21 protein-coding genes and 1 riboswitch are annotated in these 22,281 nt (G+C 55.2%); of the genes, 7 read left to right on the top strand and 14 right to left on the bottom strand.

Annotated elements, in window-relative coordinates:
• The first annotated feature begins 432 nt into the window (after positions 1-432).
• Genes WJU22_RS02895 through rnc form a run of 3 tightly spaced genes read left to right on the top strand, consistent with a single transcriptional unit; the run spans position 433 to position 2,678 of the window.
• Entirely contained in the window at positions 433-669 is a 237-nt protein-coding gene (locus tag WJU22_RS02895) for an acyl carrier protein (RefSeq protein ID WP_012788038.1), read from the top strand.
• Between the two features lie 22 nt (positions 670-691).
• Positions 692-1,945 carry a beta-ketoacyl-ACP synthase II gene (fabF, locus tag WJU22_RS02890; protein ID WP_341841788.1) on the top strand — a complete coding sequence of 418 codons (1,254 nt, stop codon included), beginning with the start codon at positions 692-694 and terminating at the stop codon, positions 1,943-1,945.
• A gap of 4 nt (positions 1,946-1,949) precedes the next feature.
• Entirely contained in the window at positions 1,950-2,678 is a 729-nt protein-coding gene (rnc, locus tag WJU22_RS02885; protein WP_341841787.1) for a ribonuclease III, read from the top strand.
• Between the two features lie 179 nt (positions 2,679-2,857).
• Here the strand turns inward: rnc and WJU22_RS02880 are convergent, their stop codons facing one another.
• The 5 genes from WJU22_RS02880 to WJU22_RS02860 form a co-directional block, all read right to left on the bottom strand.
• The gene (locus tag WJU22_RS02880; protein ID WP_341841786.1) at positions 2,858-3,460 is read right to left on the bottom strand and encodes a GyrI-like domain-containing protein; all 603 of its coding nucleotides are present in this window, start codon (positions 3,458-3,460) and stop codon (positions 2,858-2,860) included.
• A gap of 46 nt (positions 3,461-3,506) precedes the next feature.
• Entirely contained in the window at positions 3,507-4,466 is a 960-nt protein-coding gene (locus WJU22_RS02875) for a YafY family protein (RefSeq protein ID WP_341841785.1), read from the bottom strand.
• Between the two features lie 293 nt (positions 4,467-4,759).
• Positions 4,760-5,626: a cytochrome d ubiquinol oxidase subunit II gene (gene cydB / locus WJU22_RS02870; RefSeq protein ID WP_341841784.1), complete on the bottom strand. Its 867-nt coding sequence runs from the start codon at positions 5,624-5,626 to the stop codon at positions 4,760-4,762.
• 14 nt (positions 5,627-5,640) lie between these two features.
• A complete protein-coding gene (locus WJU22_RS02865) occupies positions 5,641-5,793 on the bottom strand; it encodes a hypothetical protein (protein WP_341841783.1) in 153 nt (50 codons plus the stop codon).
• Positions 5,794-5,812: 19 nt separating this feature from the next.
• Complete coding sequence (locus WJU22_RS02860) at positions 5,813-7,207, bottom strand: cytochrome ubiquinol oxidase subunit I (protein ID WP_341841782.1); 1,395 nt, start codon at positions 7,205-7,207, stop codon at positions 5,813-5,815.
• Positions 7,208-7,833: 626 nt separating this feature from the next.
• On the opposite strand from WJU22_RS02860, the gene WJU22_RS02855 reads away from it, so the two are divergent.
• Positions 7,834-9,825, top strand: a complete 1,992-nt coding sequence (locus WJU22_RS02855) for a hybrid sensor histidine kinase/response regulator (RefSeq protein WP_341841780.1) — start codon at positions 7,834-7,836, stop codon at positions 9,823-9,825.
• Between the two features lie 14 nt (positions 9,826-9,839).
• Here WJU22_RS02855 and WJU22_RS02850 read toward each other — a convergent pair whose 3' ends face one another.
• The 5 genes from WJU22_RS02850 to WJU22_RS02830 form a co-directional block, all read right to left on the bottom strand.
• The gene (locus tag WJU22_RS02850; protein WP_341841779.1) at positions 9,840-10,589 is read right to left on the bottom strand and encodes an SOS response-associated peptidase; all 750 of its coding nucleotides are present in this window, start codon (positions 10,587-10,589) and stop codon (positions 9,840-9,842) included.
• Positions 10,590-10,593: 4 nt separating this feature from the next.
• Positions 10,594-11,079, bottom strand: a complete 486-nt coding sequence (locus tag WJU22_RS02845; protein WP_341841778.1) for a hypothetical protein — start codon at positions 11,077-11,079, stop codon at positions 10,594-10,596.
• A 63-nt stretch (positions 11,080-11,142) separates the two neighbouring features.
• Complete coding sequence (locus tag WJU22_RS02840; protein WP_341841777.1) at positions 11,143-12,405, bottom strand: Y-family DNA polymerase; 1,263 nt, start codon at positions 12,403-12,405, stop codon at positions 11,143-11,145.
• 43 nt (positions 12,406-12,448) lie between these two features.
• Positions 12,449-12,667 (bottom strand): hypothetical protein, encoded by a 219-nt coding sequence (locus WJU22_RS02835; RefSeq protein ID WP_341841776.1) that lies wholly within the window; start codon positions 12,665-12,667, stop codon positions 12,449-12,451.
• Between the two features lie 172 nt (positions 12,668-12,839).
• The gene (locus WJU22_RS02830) at positions 12,840-13,205 is read right to left on the bottom strand and encodes a response regulator transcription factor (RefSeq protein ID WP_341841775.1); all 366 of its coding nucleotides are present in this window, start codon (positions 13,203-13,205) and stop codon (positions 12,840-12,842) included.
• A gap of 302 nt (positions 13,206-13,507) precedes the next feature.
• A riboswitch (cobalamin riboswitch) is annotated at positions 13,508-13,703 on the top strand.
• Positions 13,704-13,843: 140 nt separating this feature from the next.
• Between WJU22_RS02830 and metE the strand changes: the two genes are divergently transcribed.
• Complete coding sequence (metE, locus tag WJU22_RS02825) at positions 13,844-16,144, top strand: 5-methyltetrahydropteroyltriglutamate--homocysteine S-methyltransferase (protein ID WP_341841774.1); 2,301 nt, start codon at positions 13,844-13,846, stop codon at positions 16,142-16,144.
• A 139-nt stretch (positions 16,145-16,283) separates the two neighbouring features.
• On the opposite strand, the gene WJU22_RS02820 is transcribed toward metE, so the two are convergent.
• The 4 genes from WJU22_RS02820 to WJU22_RS02805 form a co-directional block, all read right to left on the bottom strand.
• Complete coding sequence (locus WJU22_RS02820) at positions 16,284-16,856, bottom strand: cupin domain-containing protein (protein WP_341841773.1); 573 nt, start codon at positions 16,854-16,856, stop codon at positions 16,284-16,286.
• 98 nt (positions 16,857-16,954) lie between these two features.
• On the bottom strand, positions 16,955-17,662 hold the full coding sequence (aqpZ, locus tag WJU22_RS02815) for an aquaporin Z (protein ID WP_341841772.1): 708 nt from the start codon (positions 17,660-17,662) through the stop codon (positions 16,955-16,957).
• Positions 17,663-17,719: 57 nt separating this feature from the next.
• Positions 17,720-18,376, bottom strand: coding sequence for a response regulator transcription factor (locus WJU22_RS02810; protein WP_341841771.1), 657 nt, complete (start codon positions 18,374-18,376; stop codon positions 17,720-17,722).
• Positions 18,363-20,078, bottom strand: coding sequence for a sensor histidine kinase (locus WJU22_RS02805; RefSeq protein ID WP_341841770.1), 1,716 nt, complete (start codon positions 20,076-20,078; stop codon positions 18,363-18,365). The genes WJU22_RS02810 and WJU22_RS02805 overlap by 14 nt, the downstream gene beginning before the upstream one ends.
• Before the next feature lie 340 nt (positions 20,079-20,418).
• Between WJU22_RS02805 and WJU22_RS02800 the strand changes: the two genes are divergently transcribed.
• Complete coding sequence (locus WJU22_RS02800; protein ID WP_341841769.1) at positions 20,419-21,117, top strand: hypothetical protein; 699 nt, start codon at positions 20,419-20,421, stop codon at positions 21,115-21,117.
• 69 nt (positions 21,118-21,186) lie between these two features.
• Positions 21,187-22,182 (top strand): glycosyltransferase family 61 protein, encoded by a 996-nt coding sequence (locus WJU22_RS02795; RefSeq protein ID WP_341841768.1) that lies wholly within the window; start codon positions 21,187-21,189, stop codon positions 22,180-22,182.
• The last annotated feature ends 99 nt before the right edge of the window (positions 22,183-22,281 follow it).

Here is a 22,281-nt window from a genome sequence, read left to right as displayed (position 1 = left end):
GTTAAGTGGCTGAAATCGGGGGCTGAATGGTCAACTTGTATGTCGTAACAGCTAATTATGCGGGATTTGGGGATGAGAGATGCGTTGTTGAGGTAAGTGGTGATGGAATGGGGAGGGATGGGAGGCGTGGCTCCGGGGGAACCGACAAAAGGGCAGTTGCCGGGGTAGGCGGGGTGTGGTGAGGGAGGATGGGGATGGGAGAAAAAAGGGGAGAAAAGCGGGTGAAAGCGGGGTTTTAAAGGATGAAAAAGGGAAGTCATATGTTTGGCCGTGAGTATGCGGTGAAAGCTGTAATTCAATGCTGTGGCTTATCTTGGAGTTCATTGTTGTTAAGCAAATGGAAAATCTGGGTTAAAATTCCACCGAATCCTTGGCAATTGAATAAAAATTATATTTTTGCAGTCAAGTTTTAAACCAAAAACACTTAAAATTATGTCAGACATTGCATCAAGAGTTAAAAAGATCATTATTGACAAATTAGGCGTTGACGAAGCCGAGGTAACTCCTGAAGCCTCTTTCACCAACGACCTGGGCGCTGACTCTTTGGATACGGTAGAACTGATCATGGAATTCGAAAAAGAATTCAACATCTCCATTCCTGACGAACAAGCAGAAACTATCACCACTGTTGGCCAGGCAGTAGCTTACCTGGAAGAACACGTAAAATAATCCAACAATCAGAACTGTTTTAATGCAACCAAGACGAGTAGTCGTTACAGGTTTAGGCGCGCTGACACCGCTCGGCAATTCCGTGGAATCTTTCTGGCAGGGATTGGCGAACGGTGTATCGGGCGCTGATTATATCAAGCAGTTTGATGCTTCCAAATTCAAGACCCGTTTTGCCTGTGAGCTGAAAGACTTCGATCCTACCCAATTCATGGATAAGAAGGACGCGCGCAAAATGGACCCGTTCACGCAAACCGCCGTCATAGCAGCCGATCAGGCAGTTGCGGACGCGAAAATCGACCGCAACTCCGTGGATGTTGACAGGGTTGGCGTGATCTGGGGTACGGGTGTAGGCGGGATGATCAACTTCTCGAATGAGTTAAAGGAATTCCATTCCGGGGACGGAACGCCACGTTTCAGTCCTTTCCTGATCACCCGGCTGATCCTGGATATTGCCGCAGGGCATATATCCATGCGGCATGGTTTCAGGGGGCCTAACTTCTCGGTGGTATCTGCCTGTGCATCCGCCACCAATGCCCTCATCGAAGCCATGTACACCATCCGCTACGGAAAAGCGGACGTTGTTATTTCAGGTGGTTCCGAAAACATCATCAATGAGCCCTGCGTAGGCGGTTTCAACGCCATGAAGGCGCTCAGCGAAAGGAACGACGATCCCAAAACGGCCTCCAGGCCATTCGATCTCGACCGCGACGGTTTTGTAATGGGCGAAGGCGCCGGCGCTCTGGTGCTGGAAAGCTACGAACATGCCATGGCCCGCGGCGCGAAAATCTACGTCGAGCTCGCCGGCGGCGGCGCATCTGCAGACGCACACCACATCACCGCTCCCCATCCCGAAGGGCTCGGAGCCATGAATGTGATGACACAGGCGCTCAAAGATGCCGGCCTCCAACCGGAAGAAATCGACTACATCAATGTACACGGTACTTCTACTCCGCTGGGCGACATTGCGGAAGTAAAGGCCATTCAACAGGTATTTGGAGAAGCTGCTTACGATCTCAACATCAGCTCCACCAAATCCATGACCGGGCACCTGCTCGGGGCTGCCGGAGCCGTGGAATCCATTACGATCATCAAGAGCATTCTGGAAGGTCTCGTGCCTCCCACCATCAACCACTTCACCGACGATCCCCAGCTCGACGCCAAGCTGAATTTCACCTTTAACGTTGCACAAAAAAGAGAAGTGAGAGCGGCGCTCAGCAATACCTTCGGGTTTGGCGGGCACAACGCCTCCGTTATTTTCAAAAAATTTGTTCCTTGATTGTGTGAGACTACTTCCAGGATTCCTATATAAAATTTTATACGGGAAAAAGAAACTGTACAAAGACCTCTACAACCTCCTCGGGTTCCACCCGGGCAATCTGGCTTTGTACGAAGTTGCTTTGAGCCACCGTTCCAGCAAGGAGAAATTCCTTGAGAGCAACGAGCGCCTGGAATATCTTGGTGACGCCATCCTCGGCGCCATTATTGGCGACTATCTCTTCAAAAAATACCCCTACAAAACCGAAGGTTACCTCACCGAAATGCGGTCCAAAATCGTGAACCGCCAGCAGCTCAACGATATCGCCATCAAAATGGGCCTCCGCAAACTCACGATCTACGACAAATACAACTCGTTCCTCAAAATCTCCCAGATCTTCGGCAACACGCTCGAAGCCCTCGTAGGCGCCGTTTACCTCGATCGCGGATATAACCAGACCAAACAGTTCGTCCACAAACGCATCCTCGTTCCCTACATCGACCTGGAAGCCCTCGAGATCGTGGAGATGAACCACAAGAACAAACTCTACGGCTGGGCCAACAAAAACGGTAAAACCCTCGAATTCGAGCTCATCGAAGAACAGATGGACAACGGCCGCCGCATCTTCACCGTTGGCGCCATGCTCGACGGCGAGCTCATCTGCACCGGCAAAGCCTTTAATAAAAAAGACGCCAGCCAGATAGCTGCGTCTCAAGCCATCGAGCTCCTCGGCATCGGCGGGGATGAAAAATAATCACCTCAAATCGTTTCAATAAAAAAGACGCCAGTCATTCCATGATCTTGCGTCTCAAGCCATCGAGCTCCTCGGCATCGGCGGCGACGAAAAATAATCAACTTCACATCGCTCCAATAAAAAAGACGCCAGTCATTCCATGATCTCGCGTCTCAAGCCATCGAACTCCCCGGCATTAATCACCCCGCCTTCACGTTCAGCCGCAGGATCGTTTTCAGTTTATCCGGCGGCGTTTTTCCCGGATCGTTCAGATAGATTTCATGATGCACGCCGTTCACTTCCAGGTGGTGCTGACGGATGTATTGATGCAACCTGGCCACGGAAGCTTCCTCTTCGAAATAGGAACCCGTATGCAGCAGCTGTACCGCCAGCGCCGGGGGCATCGCTTCGAAACGGAGCGCGTCGAGGAAAGGGAGCTTCTTGTTGCCCGCCAATGCCGCCGCCTGCCGGCAATCGCCCCGGCTCACGAAGGCCGGCATCTGGATCGCCAGCTTCCAGTTCCATTCGGTAGCCGTAACGTTCGGAAAAGGCTCGTCGCTCTTCGCCCACCAATAACTTTCCAGCGCGGGCATCCGGAAATCGTTGCCCTGCAATTTGGAAATCTTGCGGACGTTGCCCGCCGTAGCCAAAAGCGTCTTGATCTTGGAACGGAATTCCCCGGCATGGCAATCGCCCGTACCTTCCACGGTCAGGAACTGACCGGGCGCAATGGTAACCAGCTCCGGGGTAGACCGCGCCCGGTAATATTGTCGAAGTTCTTTGTTGAGATCTGTTTTCTGCATACCTGTCGTTTATGCAAAGGAAACAGGCCGGTGTGACAACGGTATGTCAGGAGTAATGTTCGCTTAATTCGGAAATCTGCTGGCGGATGATGATCTTCAGATCGTTCGGCTCCACGATTTCCGCATATTTCCCCAACATGAGCAGCCACCGCGCAAAGTAGGAAAGACTGCGGTACAGGAAATCCATCTCCACGTAATTCTCTTCCATCTTTTCCTGTACAAATCCGTAATGATATTTCTGTTGCCCCAGCCAGCGCGCCACATCGTGCGAAATACGCACCTTGATCAGGCTCGGTTGGTCGGGATCGGCCTCAAATTCCTTTGTGATGTATTGTTGTAAAGTGATCCGTTTCGATTTGTCGAACCCCTGGTTGGTGAGGTGCAGGGTCTTGATACGATCTGCCCGGAAATCGCGGTAATCGTTGCGGAGGCGGCACCAGCCGATGAGATGCCAGCTGCTGTTCATATGGAAAATACCGATGGGCTCGATCTCGCGGTGACTGGTGCTGTCGCTGTAAAAGGAGTAATATTCCACGGCCAGTACCTTCTGGTTGGCCAGCCCGGCCTGGATGTCGCTCAGGAAGCGGTTGGGAAACTCCTGTTCGTCGTTGCTCCGCCGGTCGTGCAGCACGGCGATGTTTTCGTCGAGCGATTCGAGGAAATCCTTATCGCTTCCCCGCAGCACGGCCCTGATCTTTTGCATGGCGGAACTGAACTGCTGGTGGTTGGAGCGGTCGCTGTGCTTTTCCATGAGTTTTTCGCCGGTGAGCAGGGCGGCGGCCTCGCTCCGGTCGAACATCACGGGCGGCAGATGGTACCCGTCCACGATATAATATCCCGTTCCCGCCTCGGCGCCGATGGGCACGCCGGCTTCCATGAGGGCTTTAACGTCGCGGTAAACGGTGCGCAGGCTGATGTCAAACCTGTCTGCGATCTCCTGCGCTTTCACGATTTTCTTCCCCTGCAGCTGTACAAGAATAGCGGTTAAACGGTCGATACGGTTCATGCTTCAAATGTAAAGACAAATTTTTCCCGGAAAATAGTCCCCCATTAAACTTTTCACCCTTTTTAGGCATCTTATTGCCATAAAGACTAAGATTCGGAGGTTTCGCCCCTTTTCTAAAAAAAAGATGTTTTAACACGCATGTATTTTTATAGTTCGACGTCTAACTAATAAACAGAGCAAGTTATCCCCTCAAAATATTCAAGGAACTAGTTGCTGTTACAGCATATAGTTAGGTTAAATGGTAAAGCCCTGGCAATTCCTTGCCGGGGCTTCTTTTTTGCCCGAAACCCCCGTCAGTAGCTCATTTCATTGAGTTTTACCTTTCCACGGAAGGTCCAGAACACGAAAATGGTGTAGGAGATGACGAGCGGCGTGCCGATTGCGGCCATCAATAACATGATTTTCAATGATTTAGGGGAAGATGCGGCTTCGTAGATGCTGATGCTGTACGCCGGGTTGGTGGTGCTGATGACGATGTTGGGATACAGCCCGATGGCAAAGAGGATCAATAAAATAGCCGTGATGCAGCTGGAGAAGACGAAGGCGGTGAAATACTTTCGCGCGTCGATGTTCCGCTTGATGTTGAGCACGGTGAGCACGGCCAGCAAAGGCAGGGCAAACAGCCAGGGATTTTTCTTGAACTCGTCGGTCATATGCGGAATGTAGATCAGCGTTACCATCGAGGAGAGGATGAAGCAGAGGATGAAGAATTTACTGCAGTTGTTGACCAGCACCGTCAGCTTGGCGTAGAGCCGGTTTTCGGTTTTCATGACGAGGTAAATGGCGCCGTGGAGCATGAAAAGCGACAGGGTCGTAATGGCGATGAGTAGGGCGTAGGGATTGAAGAACGACAGCAGATCGCCGGTGAACTCGTGTTTTTCGTTGATAGGCAGCCCGTGGATGAGGTTCCCCAGCACCAGGCCCAACAGGAAGGTGATCAGCGTGCTCGATACCATATAGCTCACATCCCACATCTTCCGCCACCAGGCCATGGGCTCCTTGCTGCGGAACTCGATCGAGATCGCGCGGAAGATCAATGCCACGAGGAACAGCATAAATGGTACGTAGAAAATCGACAGGATGGTGCCGTAAACGAGCGGGAACCCCGCGAACAGGGCGCCTCCCGCAATCACGAGCCATACCTCGTTGCCGTCCCACACCGGGCCGATGGCGTTCAGCGCGATGCGCCGGCTTTCTTCCTTATTGAAAAAAGATGGAGCGCCCCGGCGCCGAGGTCGAACCCGTCGAGCACGCCGTAGCCTGTGATCAGCCCCCCGATGACGAGGAACCAAAGTGTGGGCAGGTCCAGTCCTAAGATCGTTTCCATGTCTTGCGTTTTGAGGTGTTTAGTGTTCGGGGTTTTGCAGTTGCTTGATATTGCGCTTCGAGAATTCGTCGCTTTCCTCTTCTTCGTTGTGCGTCATGGCCGGACCGTGCTGGATTTTCTTATTGAGCAGATAAATGAACAAAATGAACAACAGCGTATACACGAGCGTGAAGAGGACGAGACTGAACACGACCTGGTTGGCTTTTACGTCTTTGCTCAGCGCGTCCGACGTGCGGAGGAGGCCATATACCACCCAGGGCTGCCTGCCCACTTCGGCCGCGTACCAGCCGGCCTGGTTGGCGATCTGCGGCAGCAGTACGGCCCAGATGAAGAGGGTCATGAGCCATTTTTTGTTGAACAGCCGTTTTCGCCAAAGGTAATAGACGGCCAGTAACGTCATGGCAATCAATATCATACCGATAGCGATCATGATGTGGTAACTCTGGAACACGAAGTTCACCGCGGTGGGCCGTTCCGTTTTCGGGAAGGCGCCCAGCCCGGTCACGGGGGCGCTGAAGGAGCCATGGGTGAGGAAGGAAAGGCCCCCCGGCAGGCCGAGCCCCGTCGTTTTCCCCTGTTCATTGTCGACCCAACCGAAAAGGTACATGGGCGCCACGGCGGAGCTGTCCCAATGCCCTTCCATGGCCGCAAGCTTGGCGGGTTGGTATTCGCTGACGTAATGGGCGGAACGGTGGCCGGTGAACAGCTGCGCCAGTGCGGCGATCACGGCTACGGAGAGGCCTACCTTGAACATGGCCTTCGCCGGCTCCACGAACCGGTTGCGGACGATGTAATAGGCGCCCACGCTCATGACGAGGAACGATCCGGCGAGGAAAGCGCCGATGATCACGTGGGAGAGGCGGTCCATGGAAGAAGGGTTGAACACCATTTCCCAGAAGTCTGTGATCACGGCGCGGGCCATGAGCCCTTCGCCTTCGATGACGTAGCCGGTGGGCGTTTGCTGCCAGGAATTGGCGATCACGATCCATACGGCGGAGAACATGGAGCCGAGGGCGACCATGATGGTGGAAAAGAAGTGAACGCCTTTGGAGACGCGGTTCCAGCCGAAAATAAGGATGCCGAGGAAGCCGGATTCCAGGGCGAAAGCGAAGATGCCCTCGGCGGCGAGGGCGCTTCCGAAGATATCGCCCACGTACCGGGAATAGGTGGCCCAGTTGGTGCCGAACTCGAACTCCATGACGATGCCCGTAGCCACGCCGATCCCGAAAATCAGGGCGAAAATCTTGATCCAGAAACGGGTGATGTCTTCATACATTTTGATCCCCGTGCGGAGGTACATGCCTTCCATGATAACGAGGCAAACGCCCAACCCGATGCTGAGCGGCGGATAGATATAATGGAAAGCGATGGTGAAGGCGAACTGAATGCGGCTGAGTATTTCGACTGACGGCATGCCAAGGGTTGTTTTAATTGCACAAAATTAGGATGGCGGAACGGGGGCTGTCCTGATGCGGGTCAGGCACGGTCCCTGATCTTTATCAATTTAATAAAATGCAAACACGTTAGTCTTCCTTACGATGTCAATAACAATCATTTAACACCTGTTGGCATTGCCCGACGCTAATTTTGGTGAACCATGGACGGGGTGTTCCGAAAGGGACATTCTTCCATGTAGTTAAATTGGAGCGTATTTAGCAGGTCTGGGGATCTCCCCGGACTTGTTATTTTTAAGCCCTCATCGTTAACGATATTTTAACAAAACCTACCGATGTGTGTCCTTAATTTCCCGTTGCATCCATGACCGCCGATACCAGTAAGTTCAATATAAATTTTGGAGAGTTATCAGCCCTGGCCCGATGTTCATCGGGCTAATTTTTTGCCGGACCGCGATTTGTTAATCGCTTGTTGCTGTTGACCGGGCGCAGATAAGGGCTGTACCGCAAAAGATTTAACCCCGGCCTGTCGGGAAAATTCCGTAAATTATAGAAGAGAGTTTTTTGAATGTTAACGGAGTGGTTCAATAAAATTAAACGTGTTGGCCTTCAACCCGACCACCGGGAGGGTGATGTAAAGCGTTTGATGGTGGTAAACTCATTCAGTTTTATCACCGCCCTGCTTTGCACCTTCTGTGGCGTGAGCCTCGCATGGATCTCGGGCGACTGGTCCATTCTCTACACCGCGCTCGGCTTCGTAGGCGGTTTTTTGTCGGTGCTCGCATTCAACCGCATCGGCCGGTACGCCACGGCCAAGTTCACCCTCATGCTCGTGTTTTGCCTCGTGATGCTCTATTATGGCGCCACTTTCGGCGAAAGTACGCAGGTACATTTCCTGGGGCTTTTCCTCATCGGGGTGCCCCTGCTCATTTGCACCCCGCACGAAAAAGAATTGCGCTGGTACTGCCTCTGCCTCATCCTCACCTGCCTCATCCTCCTCGAAACCAATTATTACTTCCAGGTGGTAACGCCCATGGCCATGACGCGGGACGAGCTCTATATCTTCCGGTGGATGATCATGTCGGTAGTGCTGGCCCTCAATTATATGGTGATCAGTTTCTACCAGATCAATATCTCCGGCCTCGTGAAACGCCTGCACAAACGCAACGAAACCCTCCTCGAGAAGAATAAACTGGTGAACGACAAGGAAGCCGAACTGAAAGCGGCGAACGTGAAACTATCGGCTTACAACGAACATCTCGAACAGGAGGTGAGCGACCGTACCAAAGATCTCCTGGCCAGCAACATCGCCATGGACGACGCCATCCAGCACCTCAAGCGCAGCAACCGTCAGCTCCGCGAACAGGATAAAATGCTCACCGCGCAATTGAAACAGTTGGAAGAAGCGCGGGAAGAGCTCACCAAAGCCCGCGACGCCGCGGAGAAAGCCAATATCGCCAAATCCGCCTTCCTCCGGGAAATCAGCCACGAAATCCGCAACCCGCTCAACGCGGTCATCGGGATGACGTACCTCCTCCTCAACGAAACCGACAACCGCAACCGCATCCCGCAGAGCGTGCTGGCCTATATCGAAAGCATCAGCACCAGCGGCCATAGCCTCCTCGAAATCGTCAACAACGTACTCGAGCTCGCCCGCATCGAAGCCGGAAAGATCGACCAGGTGCAGCCCGAGCCCTTCGACCTCCGCGAATGGCTCCGCGGCATTTCGACCATCTACCAGAACGCGGCGCAGGTCAAAGGCGTGGCCATCCAGTTGCAGATCGACAATCGCCTGCCCGGCATCGTTTGCGGCGATCGCCTCCATCTCACCCAAATCGCCAATAACCTCCTCGGCAACGCCATCAAATTCTCTCCCGAAAATAAAAAGATAACGCTCCACGTTTTCCGCCGGGAACCCGCACACTGGTGCATCCGCGTGTCCGACGAAGGGATCGGTATCCCGGAAGACAAGCAGCGCGTCATCTTCCAGCCATTCGAACAGGCCGATGCTACCATCCATGAAACTTACGGCGGCACGGGCCTCGGTCTCACCATCACCCGGCGCATCGTCGAAATGATGGGTGGCACCATCTCCGTTCGCAGCACGCCCGGCATGGGCACCGCGTTCACCGTCACCCTCCCGCTCGTGGAAGAAGCCGCCATGGCCGGCATGGAAGTAGCCCCCAGCCCGCTGGAAACACAGGCGGAATACCAGTCGTTCCCCTCGGAAACGCGCGTGCTGCTCATGGAAGACAGTGAGATCAACCAGCTCATCATGGAACGCTTTTTCTCACACGTGGGTATCAATCTTCATATCGCGGGAAATGGGGAAGACGGGCTACGCCTCGCCCGCGCTGTGCATCCGGACATCATTATCCTCGACATGCACATGCCGCGCATGAGCGGCCGCGAAGTGATCGTCCAGATCCGGAAAGATCCCGACCTGAAACATATTCCCGTCATCGCCATTTCGGCCGATGCGTTCCGCGAACAGCAGAACGAAGCCAAAGCCGCGGGTGTGAACGAATATCTCATCAAGCCCATCGAATTCGACCGGCTGTATAACGTCATCGATCAATACATCCGCGAGGCGCGGCAGCAGACGCCCTTCCCGTTGCGCGTTATCCGGGCGAGCTAGTTTCCCAATGAAAATTACAAAGCGGGCAGATCGGCCCAGGTAGTTTCGGCGATGACGGATTCGTCGTCAGGCTTCGCTTTGCGGACGGAGTTGACGGTCCAGTACGCCAGCTCGTCTGACGGGATGGCGTAAGCGAGGATGGATTTGATGCCTTCGTCTGTCAGATCGGGGCGCAGCCATTCCTTTTCCAGTTCTCGGGGGAGGATGAGCGGCATCCGGCCGGCGTTGTCGCCGCCGTTGTGGATGCGTTTCATGACATCGTTGGCTTCGCGGGTGATGAGGGTGAACGTGCCGGGGATTTCGCCGGTTTCCGGATCGGGGAGGTGCGACCAGGCGTAGAGCCCGGCGATGAAGAAGATATCGCGGTCTTTGACGTGGATGTAATAGGGGACTTTATTTTTCCATCCGGGCACTTCGCGGTGTTCGAAGAATCCGGTGGCGGGAACGAGGCATCGGTTTTTGCGGATGCGGTTCCAGTAGGCTTTGGTGTCGAGCACTTTTTCGGAACGGGCGTTTACCATCCATTTCCTTCCTTTTTTCACTTCTTCCGGTGTTTTCATGTAGTTGGGGATCACGCCCCATTCGAACCTTTTGAGCTTGAATTCCCCGTTATCCTGCACTACCACCGGCCATTTGGGGTACGCTTGCGCCACTTTGTGGAAAGTGGGCTCGAAGTGAAGGTCCAGCTGCCCCATGTCTTTGAGCTCGGGCAGATAGTCGAACACGGAGGCGATGCTGGCGGAGAAGGAAAGGTCGTAACACATGGGATCAGGTTTTTTCGATGTCGGAAAAGGGTATTTTGATTTCTTCCTGTTTCGTTTTCAAATTAAGGAAAAGTTCGCCAAACTGGATGAATAGCGACACGTGGAGGTCTTCCTTCCGGTCGGGCTTCCAGTTGGTATGTGCGCGGACGTACTGTTTGATAGCCGCTCCCGTTGCGGGATCGGGGCTCCATTTACGTTTGGCGAGCAGGCTCACGTAGATGGCGTATCCGTCGGGTTGTGCGGCGGCGGTGAAGAGGCGTTCGCGGTCGGCCGCGTCGTTCCCGTCATACACGCGCCGCTGCGGATCGGCGGCGATGGCTTCCAGGTGCGCCCGTGCTTCCCCGATATTCCGGTACGCCGAAATGAGGAACGCTGCCTTCAGCGAAGGGTGCATGCCGCGGGGGTATTGCTGCCTAACGAACCAGCGGTGCCCCGCTGCCAGGAGCCCTTCCAGCACCGCGGGCCGTAATATGGCGAGCGGGTTGTGCATCAGGTAGCGCTATGTTGGGTCATTGCTTTCATCATTGGGCGTATCTGTTAAGTATGTCGTCATTCATTCCGCTTTCGCTTTGATGATTTCCTCCAGGCGCGTGGTGTAGCATGGCGAAAGCCGCTCCTGCCGTAGCGCCCATTTCTTGTTGCCGCCCTGCACCGCGAAGCGCAGCACGGGTTTGCCGGCAAAGTGCCGCGTGATGCCGTCGAGCGCCTGCATGAGCTTGCGTTCCTTTTCGTGATCGGTAGATTCGAAGAGGTTTTCCTGCACCTGCGAATCCGGCACCAGGTCCATCGCTACAATACCGGTTTTCTTGTAATTATACCCCGGCTTGAAGATGCGGTCGAGCGCCAGGAGCGCCTGGCGGATGAGCTCCCGCGTGCTGCTGGCGGGTACGGGCAGCCGGAGGTTCACGGAGCGGTGATATTGCGCGTCCTGCCCGCGGAAATTATTCGTTTGTACGAACACCTGGATGATGCTGGCCCGCGAGCCCTGTGCCCGCAGCTTCTGCGCGGCCACGGCGGCGTAATTGGCGAGGGCTTCGCGGATATCGTCCTTTTCGGTGAGCAACTGCCCGAACGAGCGCGCCACGCACACCGCTTTTTTCGCCGGCGCCGATTCTTCCATCCCGATGCTCGGAATGCCGCGCAACTCATGCACCAGACGCAGGCCCTGAACGGTCAGTTCCCGCCGTGCAAAATCATCGGGCACGCGGGATAGGTCGAGCGCCGTGTGGAACCCTTTCTGGTGGAGCATGGCGGCGTATTGCGCACCGATGCCCCAGATGTCTTCCACTTGCGTGGCGGCGAGGACGGCCGTGGTTTTTTCGGGCGAGTCGAGGACGAGGAAGCCTTCGGGCAGTTTGGATTTTTTGACGGCGCGGTTGGCCATCTTGGCGAGGGTTTTGGTGGGCGCCACGCCAACGGAAACGGGTATCCCGACGTTGTGCAGCACGCCCGCGCGGATGGCCGCCGCCAGTGTAGCGGGGGAAGCATGGCCCGCGACATCGAGGAAGGCTTCGTCGATACTGTAGACCTCCATTTCCGGCACGAAGCCGGCGAGTACCTGCATCACGCGCTGCGACAGGCTGCCGTACAAGGTGTAATTCGAGGAGAAGACCGCGACCTGGTGCCGCTCCAGCATTTCTTCCATGAAGAAGGCCGGCGCGCCCATGCGGATGCCGAGGGCTTTGGCTTCTTCGGAACGGGAGATCACGCAGCCGTCGTTATTGCTGAGCACCACCACGGGCCGGTGAAGGACGGCGGGGTGGAAGAGCCTTTCGCAGCTTACGTAAAAATTATTGCAGTCAACCAGGGCGATCATAATGCTAAGTTCATTAGCAAATGTAGCTAAAAATATTGGCAAATCATCCGAAGTGCGCCACGATCGCATCGGCGATGCGGCCTACCAGCGCGGAATCTGGCGGAGTAGGGCCCTGGGAGATGGCGCGGAGGCTGTCTTCCTCGTCCAGCTCGAAGATCACCAGCCCGTCGCCCGTATCCACATGAAACGCCATGCCGTAGCCTTTCACGAAAGGCTTCACTTCGAAGCGGCGCTCGTCCACCGAAATGGTAAAAATATCCATGGGGCAAATATCCGCCTTTCCGGGTATAAATACCTGATGCCGGTTGGTACGGGGTGGATGATACAAATGAATGGGTGTATGAAGATGGAGTGGGGATTTCCTGACCGGCGCCGGTCACTTGCTGGGGGAGCCGTGACCGGAGGGCCGGGTGAGGAAAGAAAGAAGAGGCGCGTCAGTTCAACAGCGCCTGGATTTTTGTGGTCAACTCGAGTGGACTGAAAGGCCTTATAATGATTTCTTCCGCTTCCATGCCGAACCAGGAAGAAATACTGTCCATAACGAAATAGGCGGGCAGTATCATGATAACAGGCAAACTACGCCGCCCGCGCTGGGCGCGCAATTGCGCTGAAAGTTCATCTAAATGGGGGAAAGGCAGCTTCAGATCGGCGATCACCAGGTCGTAATCATACGAGCCCAATAACATAGCCGCTTCTTTTCCGTTGTATGCCAGATCTGCATGGTGTCCTTCCTTCTTAATGATCAGCTCTACTACATGGATCATTAACAAATCGTCTTCAATTACCAATATCCTTTTCATATACGAGTCGCTGTTACCCACTGCAGCGCAGGCATACGAAAGCCTGCCGCAAATAATACGGTACGTTTGGTACATGCTGCTAAAGTGGAAGTTTCAATAAAAATAGAGGCGAGTATACAGGTATACGTCTGAATCTTTTATATGGCTTTCCGGTAATATTCAATCTACTAGGTATAAGCCGGTCAGACCCATATTTGCACATACTGTGCCAAAGTTTTTATTGGTTAATGCGCATTAACAAGCCCGCTTGATAGGTTTTGAATGCGGACATTCCTATCTTTGGTCCCGAGTTCTTTACCCAATTCATATTTTCCATAGCGTGGTAGCCGGCGAAAGCCGGATTTAAAAAGGAACCGTGTGCAAATCACGGGCTGTCGCGCAACTGTAAGTAACTGCCAGAGTTACCGCCCAAGGCGTTCATTGTCCTGACCTGAACAGGATGAGAAGAACGGCGGTAATGTTACAAGCCAGGATACTTGCCCGCTATGAAAGATCTTGCTTTCGCGATTTGAAGCAATGGTCGGGACCGTCATGGGCAACATATGCCCCGCCGTTCCATGCCTACTCACATTTCCTGAAAGCGTACGAAAACCGTAAGGAGCATTAATCCACATTAATGTCTTAAAAACGTTTTTGCTATGCTGAAACACACCCTCGGCTACCCGCGCATGGGAGCCCAACGCCAGCTCAAAAAAGCTTGCGAAGCGTACTGGCAAGGCCGCATCGGCCGCCAGGAACTGACCGTCGCCGCTCAACGCCTCCAGGAAGAACAATGGCGGCTGCAACAAGCCGCAGGGATGGACCTCATCCCCTGCAACGATTTCAGTTACTATGATCATGTGCTCGACATGTCGCTGCTCGTCGGCGCCATCCCCGACCGGTACGCGCCCGTGGTCACAGACGTGCCGCAGAACACCGAAACCGATCTCGCATTCGCCATGGCACGCGGATGCCAGGAACATGGCCTCGATCTCACCGCCATGGAAATGACCAAGTGGTTCGACACGAACTATCATTACATCGTGCCGGAATTCCGGAAAGACCAGTCTTTCCGCCTCTTCTCCAACAAAGTGTTCAACGCCTTCGACGCAGCGAAGCACCAGCTCGCCGCCACACCGAAACCCGTGCTGATCGGCCCCGTTTCTTACCTGCTGCTCGGCAAGGAAAAAGAACCCGGGTTCCACCGCCTCAGCCTGCTGCCCCGGCTGCTCCCCGTTTATATCGAAGCCCTGCAACGCCTGCGCGACCGCGGTGCCGCCTGGGTGCAGCTGGACGAGCCCTTCCTCGCCACCGATCTCCCCGAAGGCGCGGCGGATGCTTACCATTACGCCTACACGGAGATTGCGAAACATTGCAAAGGCCTCCGCACCATGGTGACGACCTATTTCGAAGGGCTCCGCGACAATGCGGAACTGGCCGCCTCGCTGCCCGTGTGCTGCCTGCACATCGACCTGGTGCGCGACCCCGCGCAGCTGGAACAGCTCCTGCCGCTGCTGCCGCCGAAAATGTCGCTGTCGCTGGGCGTGATCGATGGAAGGAATATCTGGAAAAACGATTACCGCCGCTCGTTGCCATTCATTCAAAAAGCGGTCGGCCAGTTAGGGGAAGACCGGGTGATGATTGCTCCGTCGTGCTCCCTGTTGCACACGCCGGCCGACCTGGCGCTGGAAACGCAGCTCGATGAAGAACTGAAATCCTGGATGGCGTTCGCCAAACAGAAGCTGCAGGAAGTGGCGGAACTGGACAGGATATTCCATGGCGAGGCGGCCTTGCTGGCGGCCAACGAAGCGGCCATCGCCGCGAGGGGCGCATCCACACGCATCCACAAACCCGCCGTGAAAGCGCGCGTGGCCGCCATTTCGGAGCGCGATGCGCAGAGGGCTTCCGGCTTCGTGTATCGGCAAACATTGCAGCAGCAAAGGTTCGGGCTGCCGATGTACCCCACCACCACGATCGGTTCTTTCCCGCAAACGGCGGATATCCGCGCGCTGAGGGCCGCATTCAAAAAAGGCGATCTTACGCAAGCGCAATACGACGGATCGCTGGAATCCGCTACCCGGGAAACGGTGCGACTGCAGGAAGATATCGGGCTGGATGTGCTGGTGCATGGCGAATTCGAGCGGAACGACATGGTGGAATACTTCGGGGAAAAACTCGAAGGGTTCGCGTTCACGCAACATGGCTGGGTTCAGAGCTACGGCAGCCGTTGCGTAAAGCCACCGGTTATTTTCGGTGACGTGAGCCGCGAACAGGATATGACCGTTCGCTGGTCGGTGTTCGCGCAATCGTGCACCGCGCGGCCGATGAAAGGTATGCTGACCGGGCCGGTCACCATTTTGCAATGGTCTTTCGTCCGCGACGATCAGCCCCGTTCCGAAACCACGGCACAAATCGCCCTGGCGATCCGTGATGAAGTGGTGGCGCTGGAGCAGGCGGGGATCGGCATCATCCAGATCGACGAGCCCGCCATCCGGGAAGGTTTGCCCATCCGTAAGGCCGACCGGGAACAGTATCTCGACTGGGCCGTGCGCGCCTTCCGGGTTTCCGCGTCGGGCGTGCAGGACGGAACACAGATCCACACGCACATGTGCTACAGCGATTTCAACGACATCATCCGCCATATCGCGGAAATGGACGCAGACGTGATCACGATCGAAACGTCGCGGTCGCAAATGGAATTGCTGGAGGCTTTCGCGGATTTCAAATACCCGAACGAGATCGGGCCCGGGGTGTACGACATCCATTCGCCGCGGGTGCCGTCTATAGCCGAAATGGAATTCCTCCTGCGCAAAGCCGCCGAATACTTGCCGGCGCGCAACATCTGGGTGAACCCGGACTGCGGGCTGAAAACACGGAAGTGGCCCGAAACGGAAGCTGCGCTCCGCAATATGGTCGAAGCTGCGAAAGCGGTAAGGGCCGGTGTGAAGGAAACGATTTGACGATGATAAAAAAGAGCCGCGCTGGAAACAGCGCGGCCTTGTTTCGGCTTCATTGATAAGACCGGATCACGTTCCAGCCATACCATCTCTTCATAGAAGCGTCTTTAATAACTTATCGTGCGACGGAAAACATGTTGCATCATAATCCCCCCACCCCGCGATACTTGTGGAATGGCCGGTACCCCAGCCATTTCGCCAATAAGGCCAACATCCGGAACGCCCATTTCTGCAATGTGACCGGTACGCCGGCCATGTAGCAATGGTCCGGATAGCGGTGCAAAGTGGCCGCCAGCTGCAGGAAGCAGGGGATGCCCCTGCGGTTGAACGCGCCTTTCTGCGACAGCGACCATAATGTTTCGAGGATACTTTCCCACTGCATGGCCGGTGCGATCTCGTACGTGAAATGCAGCGGTTCCGTATGACTGCCGTTGCGCCATGCATGCGCGGTGCCGGGCGGTATCACTACCTGGTCGCCCGCGTGGTACAACCGCGCCGTGTTGCCGGATTGCATCCACAGGCTGCCGGAATGAACGATGAACTTTTCTTCCTGCAGCGGGTGGCGGTGGCGATGGGCGCCGCAGGCCGTTTCGCCGCCAGGGCCTACCACTGCGGCGATCTGGAGGTAAGCGCCACCGGTGCTGGCGTGCGTTTGGAGAAAAGTGAACTGCTCCTGGTTGTAAGGGTTGTAAATAACGGATCCCTGCCGTACCATGATCGCGCGGTTTTGAGGTCTTTGTACGGCAGCAAAAATAAGTGCGGCAAGAACCTTGCCGCACCGGTAGTAATACTTAATTATATGGGTAATGATGCTTAGGATTTGTCCATCGCGCGCCAAACGAGTGCCGCTGCGATGCCGCCAACGATGGGGGCTACGATGAATAGCCAGAGCTGCGATAAAGCGTTGCCGCCGGCGAAGATGGCGGGGCCGAGGCTGCGGGCGGGGTTAACGGAAGTGCCAGTGATGGGAATGCAGAAAAGGTGGATGCAGGTGAGGGTAAGACCGATGGCTACGCCGGCGGTGGTGCCGTTGCCCCATTTGCCGGTAGCGCCGAAGATCACGAAAAGGAAGAGGAAGGTGAGCACTGCTTCCGCCACGAACGCCGAAGCGGTGTTATATCCCGCGCCGTACCCTTCTCCCCAGCCGTTGGAGCCCAGGGCCCATTCGCCGAGTTGCCAGCCGGGAAGCCCTTTCTGGATGGTCCACAACACCCATGCGGCGATCACTGCGCCGATGCATTGGGCGATGATGTACCCCAGCGCGTCGGCCGCCTTGATCTTGCCGGCGGTCAGCATGGCGATGGTAATGGCGGGATTGATGTGGCAGCCCGAGATGCCGCCGATCGCGTAACACATCACCAGCACCGCCAGCCCGAAAGCAAAAGCGATCCCCAGCAGCCCGATGCCCGCAGGCCCGGAGGCACTCACCCCCGATACCACGGCCGCGCCGCACCCAAAAAATACCAGGGCGAACGTGCCGATCATTTCCGCAAAGTACTTGGTGGAAGACTTGATTTCCATGTGGGTTTGAATTTTGGTTACCATTAATACAAACCAACCCCCGAGATTGTTCTGCCCCTAAAACACCGGCTTGCTCCCGCCCGTAGCCTCGATGGCGAACCGCAACAGGCTGTTTTTCCCGGAAAGCGATAACTTCCGCGTAATGTTCATCCGGTGGTTGCTCACCGTTTTTTCGCTGATGCCCAGCTCCTCGGCGATCTCCCGGCTCGACTTGTAAGCCGCCACCAGGTGGATGATCCGGAATTCCGATGGCGTGAGCATGGCCATCATCTCCACCGCGCCGGTCGGTGATTTGTGCTTTTGCCGAAGCAGGAAAGTAGACATCTCCGGACTGATATACGCGTTCCCAGCCGTTACTGAATGAATGGCGTGGATCACGTCCACCACCGCGTTTTCTTTCAGCACATACCCCATGATGCCGATCTCCAGGGCTTTCATGAAAGCGTCTTTCACCTTGTGCATGGTCAGCAGCACGATGGGCAGCTCCGGTTGGTGGAGCAAAGCTTCCTCCGCCACCTGGAGCCCGTTCAGCTCGGGCATGTCGATGTCGAGAATGGCAACGTCCGGGCGTTTGGACCGGATGCCTTCTATCGCATCGCGGCCGTTGGCGGCCTGGTAGATGACGCGGAAATCGCCGCCGGATTCGATCACCTCCCGAAGGCCCTTGAGGAAAATCGGATGGTCGTCGGCAATGAGGATATCAAGTGTTTTCATGATACGAAATAGGAATGTTGACGGAGAGCGCCGCGCCCTTGCCCTCGCCGGGATGAATGATGAACTGGCCGCCCATGATCTGCACGCGCTCACGGATGCTCAGCAGGCCGAAGCCGTTTTCGTTCGCGTTCCCGAAACCGACCCCATCGTCCGTCACCACGATTTTTATCAGCCAAACGGCCCGGTGCACGCGCAGGGTACACCGCGTAGCGCCGGAATGCTTCACCATGTTGTTCAGCAATTCCTGCACGATGCGGTAGATATTGATTTCGTTTTCGGGGGAAAAAAGATGGTCGATATTGTCGATCCCCGCGTCCATCAAAACGTTGGCGCCGTCGCCGGTTTCTTCTGCCAGGCTCTGGATGCTTTGGGTAAGGCCCATCATATCCATCTGGTAAGGCCGCAGGGAGTAGGAAATATTCCGGATTTCCTGGATGGTATCCGCCACGTTCCCGGCGATGTCCCCGGAAATGGACTGCGCATCGTTTTCGGTTTTGTTGCGCAGGAGGAGCAGCCGGTTTTTGATGAGGATGAGCTGCTGGCCCACACTGTCGTGCAGCTCCGACGCGATGCGCTTGCGCTCGTGTTCCTGCATGCGGATCATTTCTTTGGAGAACGCGCTGCTTTGTTCCATCGCCTGGAGCTGGAGGGTTTCTTTCGCGCGTTTGTAAAAATTCAGCTTGCTGGTCAGCGCCCAGGAAAGGATGATCGCTTCCAGCGCCGTGCCGAATTGTGCCGAATGCCGCGTGAATGCGTTGTCGGGCAGCAATCCGTTGTCCCGCAGGTTATACACCACACCGAACGCGATGAGCAATCCGAATCCCGCCAGGAAATAAACGGCCGGCCTGAACCCTTTCACATACACCGAAATGCCCGCCGCCAGCCAATATGCGAAGGTGATATAGATCGCGGCTTCCAATACGATGTACATCACCGGCCAGGATACGAACAGGGCCATTAACGGGATGGCGATGAGGAACACCATCAGCGGAACACGCAGTTTGTACACCAGCGGCGCATGTTCCTTCACCCGTAAAAAAGTATTGGTAAACAGCACGCCGAACAGCATCCCGCCGGGCAGCACGGTCGTCATTTCGTTGAGCCAGCGTGCGCTGGGGAAAAAGACGGCGATGTAATTATTGAGGACGAGCGTGGACAGGCCGGAAAAGAGGATGTACAACACGTATAGCAGGTAGGAAACGTCGCGGAGGGTGATGAACGCGAAGAGGTTGTAGATCATCAGCGCCAACAGGATGCCGTAAAAAATACCGTGGATGAAATCATCTTCGTGCTGTGTTTCGAGGTGATATTCTATGGCCGCAACTTCCATGCGCAGGCGCATCACGGCGTTGCCGGTGACCCGGAGATAATAGGTGGTGCGTTTTGCCGGTGGCGCGTGCATGGGTAAAAGGGGCATGTTGGACTGGATGATGCGCCCGTCGCCCGCAGCGCCCGAACGGTAGCGGACGTTACTGAATTGCCCGGGAATGGTTTCATGGTAGAGATCGATCTCCTGCAGTCCTGCCGAAGCGATGGAGAGATACAGCGTTTCATCCACCGGATTCTCGACATCGAACTTCACCCACCATGCCGAGGAAGTGGCGCCGGGAACGGCTACCGCATCCGCAGACCGCTTGAAATCCCCGCTGCGCGCGGCTACGTCGGCGATCGTAAGCTGCTTCCCCGGATCTTCCAGCAGCAAAGGATACGCGATCTTTTGCGGCGGGATTCCCGGGCGCGGGGCGTCCGAAAAAACGGGGTGGAAAAAAGCAATCCCGGCAGGAGGAAAAATAAGCTGCGCAACATGTTGAAGCAAAATTACGATTGGTGTGTACAGGGGCTATAGGTATTGCTACCCATAAGGTACAAAGGTAAGCCGGGCGGGAAGGAAATGGAAATACTTGTATCGTGTTGAAAATCAATCGAAAATAGTGCATGATGGATGTCGGTACCGGCGCCGTCGGGAACGAATTGACGGCTAATGATTATCTTGCCGGAAATTCGATCTCCCTGTGCCTGAATTCAAAGTAAATCCTCCCGCCATGCAAGCCATGGCCCGAAAAATGTCTCTCCGGTTTATCGGCATCCTGTCGGTAGCGTTATTGTTTGCCTTCTGTATGATGTATTTCATGGACCATGCCGTCGATCCCGAAGTATTCCGGATAGAGCTGGTCATATTCCCCGTTGTGGCGGTGGCCATGGTTATCTGGCACCGGATGCGGCTGAAAAAAGCACTGGCGCCCATGGCGTCGCTCACGATCGTCATCACCGACACGATGATCATCCGCGAGATGGACGGGATGGAGATGCAGGGGATTTATCACCGCGATATCCGGTCGATCAGCAAAATTAAACAGGGGCATTTCGTGGTCCGTGGTAAATCTGCCACCGAGGTGCTGTACATACCTAATTACCTCGAGCGGCTCCCTGAGCTGGAAGCGGCGCTCCAGGCATTGCATCCCATCGATGCCGGCGCAGCGGTGAAGACGATGCAGGCTGGCGCGCTGGGAATCGCGGCGCTGCTTTTCGTGTCGATGATGGGCACGGTTGTACTGTCCGATCCCTGGCTGGCGGTGCCCAGCGCCATTGTTTTCGTTGCCGTGGGCATCTGGGGGATCAATTGGATAAGGAATAATAAAAACATCCCTGAAAAGACGCGGAAAAGAGCGTGGTGGATGCTGTTGCTGATCGTAGTGTTGCTGCTGAACATGGTAACACGCATCTGGTTCCTCAAATCATAACTTATCATGATATGATTCTTTTGCCGTACCAACCGGCAATCGTATTTTTACGGTATGGAAACCATCAGCATGCTGAAACAATCCCGCCCTGCCGGGACCATTACTGTTACCCGGAAAATCCCCCGCAACTACGATGAAAAAGACCGAGCGTTGTTCGAAGGCGCGTTTACCCTGGAAATCCCCCAGCGGAAAACCCTCCTGCTCCACCACGCCGCCGTCATCAAACACGCGGTTTTTAATCCGTCTGAATTCCGTTTTGCCAACGATTACACCCACATCCGCCCGTTTTCCAGGTTTTCGCAGTTCAAGAAACTGTATTTGTACGCCCTGCCCGGAAAACGTGTGGAAAAAGCCATCTGGATCACCGACGAATGGAGCGCGGAATATTACCATTGGCTGTCTGACGCCCTCACGCGGCTGCTGGCGGTAGAAGGCTTGAAAAGTTCGCACGTGGTGTTGCTGCCGGAGCGTTACCGCGAGAAGCCATACGTGGAAGCATCGCTGCGCATGCTCGGTTTCCGGTGGGAGTACTACAGCATCCGCCGCATCGTTCGTACAACGGAAATGGTACTGCCTGCGCACACCGCTCCCACGGGCCATTTCAGCGAATCGGCCATCAACGGTTTGCGCAATCGGTTTGTGCATCCGGGAGCAACACCGTTCCGGAAAATTTTCATCAGCCGGAAAAAAGCCATCCGCCGCAGGATCCTCAACGAAGCCGAAGTAACCGCCCTCATGGCCAAACACGGGTATGAAGTGCATTATTTCGAAGATTACGATTTCGCCACACAAATCCGTTTGATGTCGGAAACGAAAATACTGATGGGCCTCCACGGCGCAGGGCTCACCAATATGCTGTTCATGCAGCCCGGAACCCAACTCCTGGAAATCCGCAACGAAGGCGAATCGCACCTCAACTGCTTCTTCAACCAGGCCTCTGCATTGGATATCGAATATTACTACATGCTAAGCCAGGCCACCAGCGCGGAAACGCACACGGCCGATTTTACGGTAGACGTTGATAAGCTTGAAAAGGCGATGGTAGCGATGGAGGGCGATGTATGAAGAAAAGTATGCGCTGCCTCACATTGAAACTAGCGGAGCAATTGCGTACGTCGATCGGAGAAAGAAAATAAATTACCAGCAATAATCCTTGAAGCCTGT

Source organism: Chitinophaga caseinilytica (assembly GCF_038396765.1).
GTDB classification, from domain to species: domain Bacteria; phylum Bacteroidota; class Bacteroidia; order Chitinophagales; family Chitinophagaceae; genus Chitinophaga; species Chitinophaga caseinilytica.
The sequence above is the reverse complement of the archived record's forward strand: the minus strand, read 5'-3'. Positions and strand labels throughout refer to the sequence as shown.

Bases quoted from the DNA above. Each gene is read 5' to 3' on its own strand.
- WJU22_RS02855 (WP_341841780.1), top strand. From the start codon at position 7,834: ATGGTGGTAAACTCATTCAGTTTTATCACCGCCCTGCTTTGCACCTTC.
- WJU22_RS02800 (WP_341841769.1), top strand. From the start codon at position 20,419: ATGCAAGCCATGGCCCGAAAAATGTCTCTCCGGTTTATCGGCATCCTG.
- WJU22_RS02820 (WP_341841773.1), bottom strand. From the start codon at position 16,856: ATGGTACGGCAGGGATCCGTTATTTACAACCCTTACAACCAGGAGCAG.
- WJU22_RS02830 (WP_341841775.1), bottom strand. From the start codon at position 13,205: ATGAAAAGGATATTGGTAATTGAAGACGATTTGTTAATGATCCATGTA.
- aqpZ (WP_341841772.1), bottom strand. From the start codon at position 17,662: ATGGAAATCAAGTCTTCCACCAAGTACTTTGCGGAAATGATCGGCACG.
- WJU22_RS02835 (WP_341841776.1), bottom strand. From the start codon at position 12,667: ATGGATATTTTTACCATTTCGGTGGACGAGCGCCGCTTCGAAGTGAAG.
- WJU22_RS02865 (WP_341841783.1), bottom strand. From the start codon at position 5,793: ATGGAAACGATCTTAGGACTGGACCTGCCCACACTTTGGTTCCTCGTC.
- WJU22_RS02840 (WP_341841777.1), bottom strand. From the start codon at position 12,405: ATGATCGCCCTGGTTGACTGCAATAATTTTTACGTAAGCTGCGAAAGG.
- WJU22_RS02860 (WP_341841782.1), bottom strand. From the start codon at position 7,207: ATGCCGTCAGTCGAAATACTCAGCCGCATTCAGTTCGCCTTCACCATC.
- fabF (WP_341841788.1), top strand. From the start codon at position 692: ATGCAACCAAGACGAGTAGTCGTTACAGGTTTAGGCGCGCTGACACCG.
- WJU22_RS02875 (WP_341841785.1), bottom strand. From the start codon at position 4,466: ATGAACCGTATCGACCGTTTAACCGCTATTCTTGTACAGCTGCAGGGG.
- WJU22_RS02895 (WP_012788038.1), top strand. From the start codon at position 433: ATGTCAGACATTGCATCAAGAGTTAAAAAGATCATTATTGACAAATTA.
- metE (WP_341841774.1), top strand. From the start codon at position 13,844: ATGCTGAAACACACCCTCGGCTACCCGCGCATGGGAGCCCAACGCCAG.
- WJU22_RS02795 (WP_341841768.1), top strand. From the start codon at position 21,187: ATGCTGAAACAATCCCGCCCTGCCGGGACCATTACTGTTACCCGGAAA.
- WJU22_RS02850 (WP_341841779.1), bottom strand. From the start codon at position 10,589: ATGTGTTACGACCTTTCCTTCTCCGCCAGCATCGCCTCCGTGTTCGAC.
- WJU22_RS02810 (WP_341841771.1), bottom strand. From the start codon at position 18,376: ATGAAAACACTTGATATCCTCATTGCCGACGACCATCCGATTTTCCTC.
- WJU22_RS02880 (WP_341841786.1), bottom strand. From the start codon at position 3,460: ATGCAGAAAACAGATCTCAACAAAGAACTTCGACAATATTACCGGGCG.
- WJU22_RS02845 (WP_341841778.1), bottom strand. From the start codon at position 11,079: ATGCACAACCCGCTCGCCATATTACGGCCCGCGGTGCTGGAAGGGCTC.